Below are 15749 nucleotides of genomic sequence, written 5' to 3'. Positions count from 1 at the left end.
GCCAGGCGTGGCTGCCAAGGACTTGTTCGGTCCCCTGGCAGCCGCGCGGCTCACGACTCGGCGGTGTCGTTTTCATCCTCGCTGACCGTGTACCAGGCCCAATAGCTGCTGCGCGTGAGCGAACCGTTGGCGTTGAGCGTGCGCACCAGGCGGCCTGTTGCATCGTAGACGTGCTGGTCGCATACGCCGAAGTTGCGCAGTGACGCGTCGTCGATAAAACCAGGCCGGTCGGCGAAATACGGCCGGTATACGCGGATGGGCAAACCTCGCGGGTTGTATTCGACCCGTTCACTCACGCGCCAGCGCGGGTCAGCGCTGACCTGCTGGAGGCGCTGGTTTTCCACGATCAATGTGCCGTCCGCTGCCACGGCGTAGGCAAGGCCGGGCGCGGTCTTCTGCTTGCTTTGTAATGCGCGACCCCAGCCGTCCCAATGGGTCAGCCGTTGGTGAATCTGCCTGGCTTGGTCGTCGGGGTAACGATCGGCCTGCAGCATCAGGCAGTGCACCGGCTCGCGCTGCGCCTGGTTGATCAAGCGGTACAGGGCCTGCTGTTCCTGGCTGGCGGCCGCGCCGATCTTTCTCAGACGCAGCCGGGCGGTGGCGCGGATCTGCCCGCCCGGCAGCAGGTAGTTCTGGCTCACCCATGATGGGCGCAGGTCGGCCTGGGCAAGGGTGCCCATCCAACTGAATGGCGCATATACCCAGGCACTGGCGGCGCCGTTGAGCAAGGTCTCCGGCGTCTGCATCACCTGGGCCATCGGCAGCGCCCGCGTACCGCCGAGGGAGGACAACGGCGCAAAGCCCACAGCTTTGCCAGCCTCCTGTCCATGAATACTGCTGACCATTACCCGCCCGAAGCCGTCATAGCGCACCTCCTGCTGTGTGCCGTTGGGGTCCACCACCTTGACGGGCAGCAGCACGCGGTAATCGTAAGTGGCCTGGGTCACGCAACCGTCTGCTTGGGTGATCTGGCTGACGTGACACCAATAGGGGTCGTAATCCAGCGTGGTTTCACCCGCATCCTCGGTCAGGCGCCAACTGCGCAGGCGATAAAAGCGCTTGGCATTCAGGTAGCGGGGGAACTGCCGGCGTACCGACCACACGTGCGGCGGCGCACTTTGTTCCGCCGCGTTGGCGAAAAAAAACACCGCCATGGGCTGGTAGCCCAGGTCCTGCAATTGGCTGTCGGTGTCCCACGTCGGCTGGCCCGGCAGGCTGGGGATCTGCCTGTACGCAGCCAGGGCTTGGGGATCGAGTTCGGCGGTTTCCAGGTGGTCGCTGAGGGCCTGGAACGTGGCGACCCCCGGCGCGAGGGTTTTGCCCTTGCCGCCCGGCTCGCGGTAGTGCTGTACCGACAAGCCACTGAGTTCACGCGGTGCTTGCGGCCCCAGCGGCCCGCTGTGGCGGTCGATAAAGCGTTCATAGCGCACGGCCGCATCCGTGAGGCCGTGCGCCGCTTCGCCCTTGGGCAAAGCCCAGGTATTGGTGCGATGGCGATAGGGCAGGGCCAGGCGCCATTGATCCGGTTGATCGTGATGAATCCACTGGCTCAGGGTTTCGCTCAGGTAATAACGCTGTTGCGCGCTGTCGTGGGTATCCCGCCACCATTGTTGGGCGTGGGGATCGGTGAGGTGTGCCGGCGGCGTGTCGTCGGCGGTTTTTCGCCGCGCGTGGTGCACCGTGACGCTGTGCACCGGGCAACCATAGGCGTCCCAGCGCAGGTTGAGTTGGTGTTGGCACACCGGATCGTCGCGCACCTGTTCGTAGCGGCACTCCACGTTCTCCAGCCTCAGCGGCAACAGCCGTGCCCAGGGCTGTGCGCCGTGTGCGGGGGCCAGGCGGCGCACCAGATAGCGATGTTGCTGCACGGAAAACGGCACGCCGTCGGCGGCATCCAGCGCAAACAGTTCCTCCCGCAGTGGCAGGCCCCTGAGCGCATAGGCGGCCTCGCGCCGTTCCTGGAGCGTGGGGGCCGTGATCAGGCGGTCTTGGTGGTCGGTGGGCTGCGCCGTGTTGGGCGTGGTGTGCTGCCCGAGTAAGGTCGGGCCCAAGGTGATTTCGTCAGGGTCGTGGGTGCTGTAGCCGTCGCGGGGCATGTCGAGCGCCTGGCCGGTGTGGGACCAGCGCTTGCTCAGCAAACCGTCGGCGGGGAGGTCGCTGTCCCGTTGCAGTACCAGGCCGAAGCCGTGGAATGCACGTTCGTCGGCGGCGTAATACGCCTGTCGATAGCTCAAATGCTGGGTCAGCGTGTTACCGGTGATTTCGTCGTGCTGCATGTGCTGTTTGACCAGGTCCAAAGTGAACGGCAACCGACTGACGGCACGCGTTCCGGCGTCCTCAAGCTCCTTTTTCTCGTCCAGCCATTCCTGGGCGCTGCTGCGGTATCTCACCTGGGCCACCGTGCCCAGGTTATTGCACATATAACGCAGCAGTCCCGGTTTGGCGTCGAAAAAGTCGTAGATCCAGTGACGCGGGCGCGGGTGCATGACGCTGATGACCAGGCTGACAAAACCCTGCCCGCGTACATCCGCCAGGCTGACCTGACAGCGTTCGTCGTGCTGCACCCCGGCGGGCCAGGGCAACAGCAACGGCGTGGCGGAGAACCCATTGCCGCTTCGGTTGAGATAGATGCGTACGGCATCTGGAGTCAGGTACAGCAAGTCGCTGGCGCCGCAGCCATCCAAGTCGGCGAGCAACACATTGGCCGGGTTGAACGCGCTATGCCGGAACGGCAGTGTGGCCAGCACCCGGCCCTTGCCGAAGCGGCCACGGCCCAGGTTGGGCCAGCACTTGATCTCGTCGTGGCGGATGCGCACCAGGTGCGGCTGACCGCTGCCGAGCACATCGCTGAAGCCCACCCAATCGCTGGGTGATGGGCTCAATGAAGGCAAGTCATCGTCCTCGACCACATGCGCCACCTCGATGCCGGAGGCAAACCCCTCGGTTTGTCGATGGGCATACAGGCGCACGCTGCGCGGACCCACCAACGCCAGGTCGGCCAAGCCGCTGCCCATCAAGTCGGCGAACACCGCGTCGCGGTGCAGCAACTCCACGGGCAATGCCTCGAAAGGGATAAAACGCGCTTCGTCCGGGTGTGGGTCAAGCCGGAAAAAACCGCGCATGCCCGGTTGCGCCGTAACCCACTCCGGGCGGCCGTCGCCATCCACATCCAGCAACGCCTGGACGCGCGGGCGCGACGGCCCGATTTCCGGTTTGACCGGCAACGTCTGGGCCGGGCCGTAACCGATGGCATCGGCGTCGGCGGCGTCCACGGCCCGCAGGGGCGCGCGGTAATACCAGGCGTGGTCAGTGCGGTATACCAACCCCGGCACGCCTTCGCCGTAGAGGTCGAGCAACTGGTATCCATGGCCGGGGAACGCCTCGAACGGTCGATAACGTGTGCTGTCCAGCTTCAATGCGACGCTCTGGTACAGGTATTCCTGGGGCGGTTGATAGCTGAGCGTGCCGTGGGCATCCACCGCCTGCTCGTGGGTGGCCATCAGCTGGGTCAAGCCATTGCGGCCGACGTGATGTTCGAGCAGCAGGCGTTTGACCAACACTGGGTCGGGCCCCATGCCCGGCTCGTCGGGGAACGCGTGAAACATCAGGATTTGTCGACACAGGCGCAACGTGCGCTGTTCAAAACCGTAGGCGTAGCGGGAAAACGGGTCCTGGCGCACGGCCCAGTCAGTGGTCGGCGCATAGGTAGGCACCTGGTCGAAAGCGGCGCTGCGCTGCCCATAGTCGAATATCAGATGAAAGTGCCAGGCTTGGCGCGAGAGGTCGTCGGTCTTGAACAGGTACGGCGTGGCTTTTTCCCGGGCGTTGACGTTGCCGTAATACACACTGTGCAGATAGCGCTGGGCTCGGCTGTCATGGGGGAATGTGCGGGTATCGGTTTCGGCCTGATAGCGATAGCCGATATGTTCGCCGTGCGCATTGAGGCTTTCCTCCAGCAGCCATTGCGCCACATGCGTGGGGTGTTCGGGGTCGGCAATGCGCGCCGCGAGGGTTTTGCCGTACAAGTGCTGAGTGCCGTCGCTGGCCTGCACCCGCCAAAAGCCGGCGGGGTCGAGGGCCGAGTGCCAATGTTCGATGCGCGCGAAGTCGCTTTCCACCCTGGGGAAGTGGCGGGTGACGGTGTAAGTCGTGCCCAGCGCCTGTTGATTGAAGGTGTCGCGCTGGGTCTGCACCGGCGTGCCGTTGGCGTCGCACTCAGGCATCCATGCCTGGGCGTCCGGCCCCAGCAGGGTGTCGGCCTCGGTGTAACTCGGCACGGCACGCCGGGTGCAACGGGTCACGGCCGCGACGTTGACGTCCCAACCGAAGCCGAACGCACTGTTGCCGGCGTTGCTACGGTAGGTGAGGGCGAGTGCCGGTGCGTAGCCGCGACCGGGGCTGATCGGCAGCGCGATCTCCAGGTGCGCGACACCGTCGGTGCCGACAGGGGCCCAGCCCTTGGCGGCGCCTGGTGGCGTGCCGCTGTTGGGCAGCGCCGGCAGTTGGATAGGTGATGAATTAGCGGGGGTACTCATGCGTCGCTCCTCGCAGGTCGGGCGGTGTAGCGCACATGCACAATGATGTCGGTGATCGACTCCAGCAGGTCTTTTTGGCGTTGCGGATGGGGAAAATCCAGGCGCCAGGAGGACACGGCACCGGTGTATTCGAACGGCAGGTAGCGCGGGTCGTTGTCGAAGTCGAGGCTGAACTGGCCGTTGTCGTCCAGCCCCCGCGACAACGCGATCTGCTGGCGCGCGCGCCATTCGGTACGCGGGCCGCCACCGGCACTATCCACTTCGTTGCGGGTTTGGGTCAGGGTGGCCTTGATGTCCTCGTAGGGCCCCAGGGTGCCGGGCAATGACAGGCTGACCTGCTTGATGCGGCGCAAGGTGTGGCCAGGGTAATCCTCATCGAACAGCGCTCTGGTCAACTCGAAACACAGGGTGCCGTGCTGCACCAGCGCGGCTTTGTGATCGGCCCAGGTCTTGGTGGGCAAGGTGTTTGGACTTATCTGCGGAACCATCACCCCGCACTCGATCAGGCGATGGCGCAGCGACACGGTTTTGCTGATCTCCAGCTCCCGTGGCGTGTGTTGCAGGTACGCCGCATTCATGCGCAGCAGGTTCAACTTCAAGGCTTCGGCGCTCAGCAAACCGTGGTGGGCCTGGCGCCAACTGTCAGTGGAAAAGAACGTGCGCTGTTCGGCGGTTTCGTACTGCCAGCACGCCTCGGCGGCCAGGCACAGTGATTGGGCGCTGTCATGCAGGGCGTAATAGAAAGTGCCCAACTGTGTATTGAGCCACTCATACAGCTGGGCCCGGGCGGTGCGGGTGCTCAGCAGTTGATAGGTCGACTGGGCCTGGGCCAGGGCCGTCTGGGCACTGCGCAGGTGCAGGCGGGTGGCTTTTTCCTGTTCGGCCTGGGTATGCAGCAGGGCGTCGATCTGCGCCAGTTCCAGGCGCGCTTGCTGCTCGGCATGGGCCCAGTCCTGGGCGCGCCGGTTGAACTGCTCGGTGCGCTCCAGCTCGTTGGCGTTGGCGCGGGCAGCGTTGGCCTCGCCCTGGGCGAACGCCTGATAGCCTTGAAACAACCCCTCAAAACGCATGCCGCCAAAGGCGGTGCCGAAAATGTTCGGCGCCAGCATGGCGGCACCGGCGCCCATGCCGGCGATGGCCACTTTGCGCTCCCAGGCGGCGCTTTCGAGGTATTGCTGGCCGGCGGCGATTTCACCGGCGCTGATGCCTTCGTTGAGCCGATGGGTCAGGAAGTCCAGGCGGCCCTTGATCACCGCGCGGCTGTGCAGCAAGGCTTGGCGGTTTTTTTCGTCGATCGCCAGCGCCTGGGTATGCTGGGTCACCACCAGGCTGGCCAGCTCCCAAGCCTGCTGTTGTTGCACGTCGAGCAGGTGCGCCTGCTCTTTGCGTTCGATCAGCGCCAGCAGCGTGGCGCCGAACTGCGCCAGGCTGTCGACCGCATTCATGGCGTGCCCGGCGATGACCTGGAAGCGGTAGTGGCCGACTTCCGGGCGCGTCGTCAGAGGTGCCTCGGCGCCACCCATGGCACTGTGCGCCGCCCGCGCGAGCAGCGCGGCAGGCGCTAAAGGCGCGGCGAACAACGACGGGCGCAACGGCTTGCCGGTGATGTCCAAGTGGGTGCGCAAGCCGTGCAGGCGAGCTTCCAGAGTGTCCCAACGCGCCACCTGTTGCGGGCTTAAAGGACGATGCAGGTTGGGGCTGTCCATAAGCCAGGCGCGCTGGCCGAAGGTGACACACTGGCGCGACAACGAGCGCAAGTACTCCGGTTGGTGCTCCAGCGCGCGTATGGCCAGCGCTGCGGTACTGGCCAGGTCACCGAGGGCGCGCGGGGTCCAAGTATCGGCGCGGGTCAGCGTCGGGCGCGTGCCCAGCAGGTGCTGCGCCTGGCGGTACCAGAGCTTGGCTTCGGCCAGGCTGTCGGGGCTTAACTGACGATAGGCCGCATCGCCGCGGTTGATCAGGATATCCACATTGAGCAAATGCAATGCCTTGCGCAGGTAACGCGGAAAACTCAGGACCAGCTCATGGGGCCGCTCGGGCTGCATGCAGGCGTAACTCAGCTCCACAGGGGCGGCTGTCAGCGCGCTCAGCGTGCCGGTATGCGGCTGGCGAGGGTTGTATAGCCTGTGCAGCCAACGTTCTGCTTCGGCGTATTGCTGTTGCCGGTTGAGCTGATGGGCGATGGTCCACGGTACGTAGATCAACAGCTCCCGCAGGTACTGGCCGTGCGCGCCGTGGAAGTCCGCCGATTGCGCCGCAACGCCGTCAACCGCTGTGAAACCACAGGCAAGCGGCGGATCAAGCGCAGCCGTGGCGCTCTTGAACAGTTGGCTGGCGAGGCGGCTGTTCAGTGGGATCGCCGGCAGCGACGGTTTGAGGCTCGCGGAAAAATCGAGGACTTCGAGGCGCTCCCCGCTTTCCTCGCGCAGGGAGCTGATACGCGGGGAACGGGCCGGTTGGGTAATGCTCAGGGATTGGCTGAGGGTGCAGGTGACGGCCTTGAGCGCATACCCCAGCACCCGTGCGCCATCCTCTTGGCTCTCCAGGGTAATCACGCCGTGGATCACCGTGACCGCCGAAGACGGTTGCCCGCTGGGCAGTTTGATACGCGTGGTCGTGACGTGCCCGACCGGCAACTCCGGTGCCGAGCCGGCCAGGCTTTCGTGTTCGCTGTCGGTGAAGTTAAGGATCTGCGCAGTGTTGTTGCTGATCGCGTGCGGGGTGGGCCGGTCCTTGAGCCGGGACTGCATGATGACGTGGCGATAAAGCCGGATGGGCATCGACGCGCTGCTGTACACCAACCGCAAGTCATTCACGAAGTGCAGTTTTTTGCTGGAGGATTGATCGCCCGGCAGGCCGTAGTCACTGTAGCGGTCGAGGATCGCCAGCACGTTGTCCTGCGCATGGGCATATAAATGCAGGAAGGCATTCTTGGCGATGAATTTGCCTTCCAGCGAATACTCGGTGACGTTCTTGGTCCCGTCTTGCCCGGCGCGCCAATCCTGAGCGGCCTTCGCTCGGCCCGTCAGGGTGAGCAACAGGCTGCCTTTGTCATAGATGGCATTGGCGAAGGTCTTGCCGGTCTTGGGGTTTTTGAAAAACATCGCGTAGTGCGTGACGTCGACGTCCGAGACGATCGTGCTGTCCAGGATGATGGCCGAGCCCTCGCTCAACTCGACATCGGCCATGGCCGAATCGTGCATGGCTGACTCGGTGACCAAGGTAATGCTCGCTTCGGCATGCCGGGTTTTGAGGGTGACCTTGTAGGTCTGCAAAAAGCGCTTGGCGGTTTTCGAGGTGAATACTACTTCGCTGGTGATCGGGTCGAACGTGGTGCTGATGCTGTCGGCGTCGAGGATGTCTTGGCTTCTGGCTTCGAAATCCCAGGTTTTCAAGGGGGCCTGGGGCGAGCCTTCTGGTGTCAGGGCCAGCACGGGCTCGGTGTAGTCATCCGTCAGGCTGGCCTTGAATTGCAGTCTGTCTTTGTTGATGTCGAAGAACAACCCGAAGTAACGGTGGGCGAATGGCGGCAGCAAGGCGCTGGAAAACACATTGGCTTCGTCGAGCCCTCCGAGCAGCGCGGTCTGCAACGGTGTGTTCTGTGTAGACTCGTAAGCCTCCAGCAGACGGATGGTTTCCAGCGCAATGGCCGAGCCCGGCACGATCTTGTAACGCCCCGGGCTGCCGGCGGACGCCACCACCTTGACGTCCAGTGCCTGATCGACACTGATGGCTTGAAAGAACTCCCCCGGCTGTTCGCCGCCATGGTTCAACGTGTTGGCGCGTATACCCAGGAACAGACTTTGGGGGCTGCGACTGTCGACCACCGCAATGGTCTGGGTGATGCGCTTGAGTTGTTCGGGGGTGAGCGCATTGATCCCGCGTGTGACGCAATGTTCCTCCAGGCCCACCTGGGGAAGGCTCCAACTGCCATCGCGTTTTTGATAGGAAAAACACAGGCGCAACTTCACGAAGCGGCTGTTGAGCCATTCGGCGTGGCGCTGTTTTTCATCGTCGTCCTCGTCTTCGCCATTGTCGTTTACCGGGCCGTGCACGGCGTGATACGGCGCCGGCTTGATGCACTCGGCCCATACGATAAACAGGCGCTGATTGAACAGCACCGGCCGCACACTGTGGGCCGGAGTGTCGGCGGAAAACGTCAGGTTGATCGGCTTCCAATCGCTCCATGCCCGAGGCGCGGGTGCCCTGGGGTTGGCGCTGGAGCGCTTGGACAGGTCCAGCGAGCGCCAGTAATACAGGTCGTCGCTGACCGACTTGCCGACAAAGTAATAGGTGCTGGTGTCCAGTTGTCGCACGTCGCCATCGATGTAGCCGTTGAGGGTCTGTAAGCGCGCGATGTGTTCGAACCGTGCCAGGTAACCCTGCACGGCGCTTTGCACCGTGGCCGGTTGCAGCCGGTGCTGGTTGAGGTCGTTTTCCAGTTGCTCGAAGCTGGCGCTCTTGTCCTCGCGCAGCGCGGGGTCGAGGAAGTGGTGGGGCTGGTAACGCAGTTGCTGGCTGGCGCTCCACAGCGGGTAGGTGCGCAGGCTGTCTTGCCAGGCGCGCGCTTCGTCAGGCGACGGGCCCTGTGTGTCGTAGCCAGGTTCCAGCCCGCCCAGGATGCGGTTGATGTAGTGCTGCAGGCTGGTGATCGCACTGGCCACCGGGCTGCTCGGCACGGCCTGGCTGACCTGCACATCCAGCAGCCAATAGTCGTACAGATCCTCTGGGGTACGCAGGGTGGTTTTCAACGGGGCGCTGATGCAATGCGCCAGGTAGAAGCCGAGCATGGCATCGCGGCGGGCTTCGTTGAGACGGTGTTCGAGGGGCTCAGACATAGTCATTCCTTGAGTCCGGGTGGGAATCGGCCCTTAGTGGCGCGCGGCAATGACCGCTTCGCCGAGGGCCTTCCATTGGCTGAAGTCGCTGGAGAGGCTCAGGTGGCTTGCGTCCAGCAGGGCCTGGCAGGCCAGGCGCGTGGCGGCGCACGCTTGGTGGCAGCGCAGGATCCAATCCAACTGATCCATGGCCGTGACACGCCTGGTGGGCAAGGTATCGGTGAGCACCCGCAGTTCTGTTTCGCTCCAGCCCAGCCAGTGGCTCAGTTGTGTGTCGAGTGGCTGCGCGCCTTTGCCGTTGGCGCGCCGAAAGAAGTCCAGAAGCTCGTCCTGGGTCAGGCCCCAGGTGTCGCAGCACGCCTTGAAGCGCTGCAACAAATACAGAGTGCCCAGGTTCAGTTCGAGCAGGGTCGACGGCGCCAGCGCGCGGTCCAGCCAATGGGGGTTGAGCAGCAGTTGACGCAATGACGTGTCGTTCACCGGCAAGCCCAGCAGGGTGGTGACATCCGGCGCCAGCAGGATCAGGTGCTTGAGCGCGGGCGGGGTTTTTGCGCTGTTGAGGAACTGGTTGTAGTAAAGCGTGAGCTCCTTGCTGTAGGGCGTCGGCACCGGGGTATCCAGTAACTGCTGGATGCACACGCGCTGGCCTTTGTCTGCGATGCGTTGCAGCCAGGGCGTCAGTCGATCCTTGGCTTGCTGTTTGAGGACTGCGTCTTGGGCGGGCGCCGGGCTCAGGCTCAGGGTCGAAATCGCCTGGTCCAGGGCAAGCGAGGGTTGTCGAGGTTGGGACAGGTCCGCTGACGCTCCGAACGCCTGGGCGAGCACGCCGGTCCATTCGATGGGGGGCAGGTTGTCGGCTGCGGCCGGCTGCGGCAACGGCGCCAGTTGCCAGGCCGATGGCAGTTCATAGGGGGGGTGACGCAGCAAATCGACCCAGCGCGCCAGGGCCGGGTTATCGCTGACCGGCTCCAGCAACAGACGCTGGCGCAACAGGGGGACGCTGGTGTTGCTGTCCTTTAGCCAAGTGACGGCCCAATCCAGTTGCATAAGCCCGTCGAGAAAGTCTGCGGCAACACGTTCCCCGCTGCGCAAGGTCGGGGCGGTCAAGTGGCTCCACGTCGCAGGGCCGAGCAGGTCTGCCAGCTGTCGGCAGTGCTGCACCGACAAGCCGAAGGTGCGCGCGATGTGCGCCTGCCGATACAGCGCCGAGTAGGTCGCCAGGTTGCGCAACACCGGGGTGGGGCAGGCGTCGATCAGCAGGTGCAACGAGTTCGGCGTGTCGGTGAGTTCGAGCGCGGCGCACAGGCGCTGGCGGGTCGGCGTATCCAAAACCTGGTCGTCCAGCGGCAGTGGTTGGCTGCCTACCGGTGTGGGATTGAACACCTGGTCGAACAACGGTTGCGCAGTGGCGCTGGCCTGCAACGGCACGCGATCAAGCCAGGCGCTGAACGCCAGGGGCGTCAGTGCATAGCGGCGATTGAGGTAGCGAAACACTCCCAGCGCACGCAGGGTGCTGTGGCTGATACGCAGGTGGGCGTTGATCGGCCGTTCACACGCCATGGCGCTGACGATCAAGGTATCCAGTTCGGCAAATGGCAAATCGACCCCGCGTTGCAGGCGAATCATGCGCTGCAGGCGATCGAAGCGCTCATCCGTGATATTGAGCAACTGCGCGTTATTACTCGCCACCGTCATCGGCGACTCATCGGTGGCGTTGACATAGCGAGCCCCGTAAAGGGGCAACGGCATATCTTTGGCCGAGGGGGAGGCATGGGGGGCAAAACGTTCCTCTGCCAGCAACGCGTGCAACTGCGCGGTATTCAGGGCGGTGGCGTCGAGCAGCGCTTGCAGGGTCTGCGGTGCGCCAGCCAGGCCGAAGCAGGTTTGAAACAACGTGCCGGCTTCAAGGGGCGGTTGCAGCAGGAGCGTTTGTAGTCCGGGGTTCAGGTCGCTTAACAGGCATTGCACATCGGGGTTGTGCATCTGTACCCAGCCATATTGCGCGCTGCCGGCGGCATCGAACGGTAGCCGTTTGCTGATGCGGTAATTCAATTCGCCCACGCGGTGCCGGGTGCCGGCCAGCCCGAGGCGGCATTGATAGTGGTGATGGTGATACGGCAGCGTCAGGGGGTAGTGCTGGGTACTGAGCAGGCGATACAGCTTCTGGCGCGGATGGTGGTATTTGATGTGTTTGCGCAGCATGTCATCGACCAGCGTCAGCAGGGGGCGCTGGGTGAAGGTGCTGTCGTGGTCGATCACCAGCGCTTCCAGATCCGGGCGACGTTGGCTCAGCAGGACTTTATCGCAGGTGCCCACGCCGTTCTGTTCCAGCTGCCGCGCGAACAGGTACAGCGTGCGCAGATAAGCCACCGGCGAATCAAGCGCGGCAAGCGCATCGGGCGCGCAGGCATTGGCCCAGTCTTCAGCCAGCAGGGATGACCCGCTCGCGTCCAGCTCGCGCTTGCTGCGCGCGGGCGGTGTGTCGGTCGGCTGCAGCTCGTACAGCCATTGCAGCTGGGTGGCGTAGGCCAGCGCGGTGTCGTAGGCCTGGGCGCCATCGTCATCGTTGAGGCGGGCCAGTTGCCGGATGAAGTCGGCGCGGGGCAGGCGCACAATGTCAAAGACGCTGGTAACGCCGAGCTGATGCAGGGCCGTGCTGAAGTCGACCTTCCCCTCGCCGGGAGGGGCGGGCCGGTCCAGCAGTCTGGCCAATAGGGGACTGCTTAGAGTGTGCATGACAACGATCTTCCAGTGAGCCCACCAGTGGATCCAATGGGCAACGCCAGACGCTATCACGCAGGTTTTGCGGCCGAGGTCGGCCAATGCCGCGCGGGTGTCGAGGAAATATCGGCGACTGAGTGTCGATGCGGCGCGGCCGGGGTTTTGTTAGAATGCGCGCCGCGCGGCCTGGCCCGCGTTTTTTTGCATCCGGTTCACCCTTTACGAGGGTAGCCACCTGGAGAGAACACCCATGACTCAACCGATTGTCGTGGCGGCACTGTATAAGTTCGTCACCCTTGAAGATTACGTCGCCTTGCGCGAGCCCCTGTTGCAGGCGATGGTCGACAACGGCATCAAAGGCACCCTGCTGATCGCCGAAGAAGGCATCAACGGCACCGTTTCCGGCAGCCGCGAAGGCATCGATGGCCTGATCGCCTGGTTGAAGACCGACCCGCGCATGGTCGACCTCGACCACAAAGAGTCGTACTGCGACGAGCAGCCGTTCTACCGCACCAAGGTCAAGCTCAAGAAAGAGATCGTGACCCTGGGCGTCGAAGGCGTAGACCCCAACAAGCAGGTCGGCACTTATGTCGATCCCAAGGACTGGAACGCGCTGATCAGCGATCCGGAAGTGTTGTTGATCGATACCCGCAACGACTACGAAGTGTCCATCGGCACCTTTGAAGGCGCGATCGACCCGAAAACCACCAGTTTTCGCGAATTTCCTGACTACATCAAAGCCCACTTCGACCCGGCCAAGCACAAGAAGGTCGCGATGTTCTGCACCGGCGGCATTCGGTGCGAGAAAGCCTCGAGCTACATGCTCAGCGAAGGCTTCGATGAGGTGTACCACCTCAAGGGCGGCATCCTGAAGTACCTCGAAGAAGTGCCGCAGGAAGAAACCAAGTGGCAGGGCGACTGCTTTGTGTTCGACAACCGCGTGACCGTGCGCCACGACTTGAGCGAAGGCGACTACGATCAATGTCATGCCTGTCGTACCCCGGTCAGTGTCTCCGACCGCGCATCCGAACACTATGTGGCCGGCATCAGTTGTCCGCACTGCTGGGATAAGCTGCCGGAGAAAACCCGTCGCAGCGCGATCGACCGGCAAAAGCAGATTGAGCTGGCCAAGGCCCGCAACATGCCACACCCGATTGGCTACAACTACAAGCAAACCCCTTCCGAGGCCTGAGCCATGTCCGCGCGCCTGCTCTACGTAATGGACCCGATGTGTTCCTGGTGCTGGGGCTTTGCCCCGGTGGCGCAGGCCCTGGTAGAGCAGGCCCAAGTGGCCGGCGTCGACGTACATCTGGTGGTGGGCGGCTTGCGCACCGGCAGCGGCGCGGCGCTGGAACCGACCACGCGGCGCTATATTCTCGAACACTGGCAAGCCGTCACCGACGCCACCGGCCAGCCGTTCAAGCGCGAAGGGGCGCTGCCCGATGGCTTTGTCTATGACACGGAGCCTGCGTGCCGCGCCATCGTCACCGCGCGCAGCCTGGCGCCGGATTGCGCATGGAAGCTGTTGGGGCTGATCCAGCAGGCGTTCTATGTCGAAGGCCGCGACGTGACCCTGGCCAAGGTGTTGGTGGAGCTGGCCGAACAGGCCGGCATCCCGCGTATCGAGTTTGCCGGCGAGTTCGATCGCGCCGAGCAACACGCCGCCACGGCCGCCGATTTCACTTGGGTGCAGGATTTGGGCATCGCCGGTTTCCCGACGCTGCTGGCCGAGCGCGACGGCCAGTTGGCGCTGCTGACCAATGGTTATCAGCCGCTGTCCGAGTTGTCGCCCTTGCTGGCCCGATGGCTGAAGCGAGGCGCCTGTGCATGACCAGCCCGCCACGCCCGAGCAGCCCAAGCGCACCGACCGACTGACCTGGGCGGAAATTCGCCGCCTGGCCCTGCGTCACAAGAAATCCCTGTGGATCGCCAATGGCGTCGCCGTGCTGGCGACCCTGTGCAGCGTGCCCATCCCTTTGCTGTTGCCGTTACTGGTGGACGAAGTCCTGCTGGGCCGTGGCGATGCTGCGCTCAAGGTGATGAACCACGCGCTGCCCCTGGGTTGGCAGAAAGCCGCGGGCTACATCGGCCTGATGCTGCTGGTGACCTTGCTGCTGCGCTGCGGCGCGCTGCTGTTCAACGTAGTGCAGGCGCGGCTGTTCGCACGGTTGGCCAAGGACATCGTGTACCGCATTCGCGTGCGCCTGATCGAACGGCTCAAACGCATCTCCCTGGGCGAATACGAAAGCCTGGGCAGCGGCACGGTGACCACGCACCTGGTTACCGACCTGGACACGCTGGACAAATTCGTTGGCGAAACCCTGAGCCGTTTCCTGGTGGCGATGCTGACCCTGGTCGGCACCTCGGCAATCCTGGTGTGGATGCACTGGCAACTGGCGCTGCTGATCCTGCTGTTCAACCCGCTGGTGATCTACGCCACGGTGCAATTGGGCAAGCGCGTCAAACACCTGAAGAAACTCGAAAACGACAGCACTTCGCGTTTCACCCAGGCCCTGACCGAAACCCTCGATGCCATCCAGGAGGTACGCGCCGGCAACCGCCAGGGCTTCTTTCTAGGGCGGCTCGGCCAGCGCGCCCAGGAAGTGCGCGACTACGCCATCCACTCGCAATGGAAAACCGACGCCTCCAGCCGCGCCAGCGGGTTGCTGTTCCAGTTCGGCATCGACATCTTCCGCGCCGCGGCGATGCTTACCGTGCTGTTTTCCGACCTGTCCATCGGCCAGATGCTCGCGGTGTTCAGCTACCTGTGGTTCATGATCGGCCCGGTGGAGCAATTGCTGAACCTGCAATACGCCTATTACGCAGCGGGCGGTGCGCTGACGCGCATCAATGAACTCTTGGCGCGTGCCGATGAACCGCAGTATGTCGGCGGCGAAGACCCGTTCAGCGGGCACGACACCGTCGGCATCGAAGTGCGCGGGCTGGATTTCGGTTACGGCGAAGAGTTGGTGCTCGATCAGTTGAACCTGAGCATCGCGCCGGGTGAGAAAGTCGCCATCGTCGGCGCCAGCGGCGGCGGCAAAAGTACGTTGGTGCAACTGCTGCTGGGGCTTTATACGCCCCAGGCCGGCACCATCCGTTTTGGCGGCGCGACCCAGCAGGCGATTGGCTTGGAGACCATCCGCGAGCACGTCGCGGTGGTGTTGCAGCACCCGGCGCTGTTCAACGACACGGTGCGCGCCAACCTGACCATGGGCCGCGAACGCAGTGACCAGGCTTGCTGGCAGGCGCTGGAAATCGCCCAGCTGGACGCCACCGTCAGGGCCCTGCCTCAGGGGTTGGACAGTGTGGTGGGGCGTTCCGGGGTGCGTTTCTCCGGCGGGCAGCGCCAGCGCTTGGCGATTGCGCGGATGGTGCTGGCCGAGCCCAAAGTGGTGATCCTCGATGAAGCCACCTCGGCTCTGGACGCCGCCACCGAATATAACTTGCATCAGGCGCTGGCGCGGTTTCTCAGTGGCCGTACTACACTGATCATCGCCCACCGTCTGTCGGCGGTAAAACAGGCGGACCGGGTATTAGTGTTTGATGGCGGGCACATTGCCGAAGATGGCGACCACCAGCAGTTGATCGCCGATGGCGGCCTTTACGCCAAGCTTTATGGACACTTGCAACAAGTACGTTGATTTAGCTTAGG

At 63.7% G+C, this 15749-nt stretch carries 6 protein-coding genes; 3 read left to right on the top strand and 3 right to left on the bottom strand.

All coding sequences use genetic code 11. The features are described 5' to 3' along the window. Positions 1-50: 50 nt before the first annotated feature. The 3 genes from FIV35_RS07150 to FIV35_RS07140 are packed head-to-tail and all read right to left on the bottom strand — an operon-like array spanning position 51 to position 12109. A complete protein-coding gene (locus FIV35_RS07150) occupies positions 51-4535 on the bottom strand; it encodes a SpvB/TcaC N-terminal domain-containing protein (protein WP_034138776.1) in 4485 nt (1494 codons plus the stop codon). Next, positions 4532-9373 (bottom strand): Tc toxin subunit A-related protein, encoded by a 4842-nt coding sequence (locus FIV35_RS07145; RefSeq protein WP_034138775.1) that lies wholly within the window; start codon positions 9371-9373, stop codon positions 4532-4534. Before FIV35_RS07145 ends, FIV35_RS07150 begins: the two co-directional genes overlap by 4 nt. Positions 9374-9406: 33 nt before the next feature. Further along, positions 9407-12109 carry a Tc toxin subunit A gene (locus FIV35_RS07140; protein WP_034138774.1) on the bottom strand — a complete coding sequence of 901 codons (2703 nt, stop codon included), beginning with the start codon at positions 12107-12109 and terminating at the stop codon, positions 9407-9409. A 235-nt stretch (positions 12110-12344) separates the two neighbouring features. On the opposite strand from FIV35_RS07140, the gene trhO reads away from it, so the two are divergent. The 3 genes from trhO to FIV35_RS07125 are packed head-to-tail and all read left to right on the top strand — an operon-like array spanning position 12345 to position 15738. Continuing rightward, the gene (gene trhO / locus FIV35_RS07135) at positions 12345-13286 is read left to right on the top strand and encodes an oxygen-dependent tRNA uridine(34) hydroxylase TrhO (protein WP_034099294.1); all 942 of its coding nucleotides are present in this window, start codon (positions 12345-12347) and stop codon (positions 13284-13286) included. A gap of 3 nt (positions 13287-13289) precedes the next feature. Then, positions 13290-13925, top strand: coding sequence for a DsbA family protein (locus FIV35_RS07130; RefSeq protein WP_034099292.1), 636 nt, complete (start codon positions 13290-13292; stop codon positions 13923-13925). Beyond that, the gene (locus tag FIV35_RS07125) at positions 13918-15738 is read left to right on the top strand and encodes an ABC transporter ATP-binding protein (protein WP_034138773.1); all 1821 of its coding nucleotides are present in this window, start codon (positions 13918-13920) and stop codon (positions 15736-15738) included. Before FIV35_RS07130 ends, FIV35_RS07125 begins: the two co-directional genes overlap by 8 nt. Positions 15739-15749: the final 11 nt, after the last annotated feature.

Origin of the sequence: Pseudomonas rhodesiae, assembly GCF_007858255.1 — a bacterium.
GTDB lineage: Bacteria > Pseudomonadota > Gammaproteobacteria > Pseudomonadales > Pseudomonadaceae > Aquipseudomonas > Aquipseudomonas rhodesiae.
Note: the sequence above shows the minus strand (reverse complement) of the source record. Positions and strands in the feature narration are given on the sequence as shown.

Coding starts and splice junctions, on each gene's coding strand:
- FIV35_RS07150 (WP_034138776.1), bottom strand. CDS start 4,535: ATGAGTACCCCCGCTAATTCATCACCTATCCAACTGCCGGCGCTGCCC.
- FIV35_RS07145 (WP_034138775.1), bottom strand. CDS start 9,373: ATGTCTGAGCCCCTCGAACACCGTCTCAACGAAGCCCGCCGCGATGCC.
- FIV35_RS07140 (WP_034138774.1), bottom strand. CDS start 12,109: ATGCACACTCTAAGCAGTCCCCTATTGGCCAGACTGCTGGACCGGCCC.
- trhO (WP_034099294.1), top strand. CDS start 12,345: ATGACTCAACCGATTGTCGTGGCGGCACTGTATAAGTTCGTCACCCTT.
- FIV35_RS07130 (WP_034099292.1), top strand. CDS start 13,290: ATGTCCGCGCGCCTGCTCTACGTAATGGACCCGATGTGTTCCTGGTGC.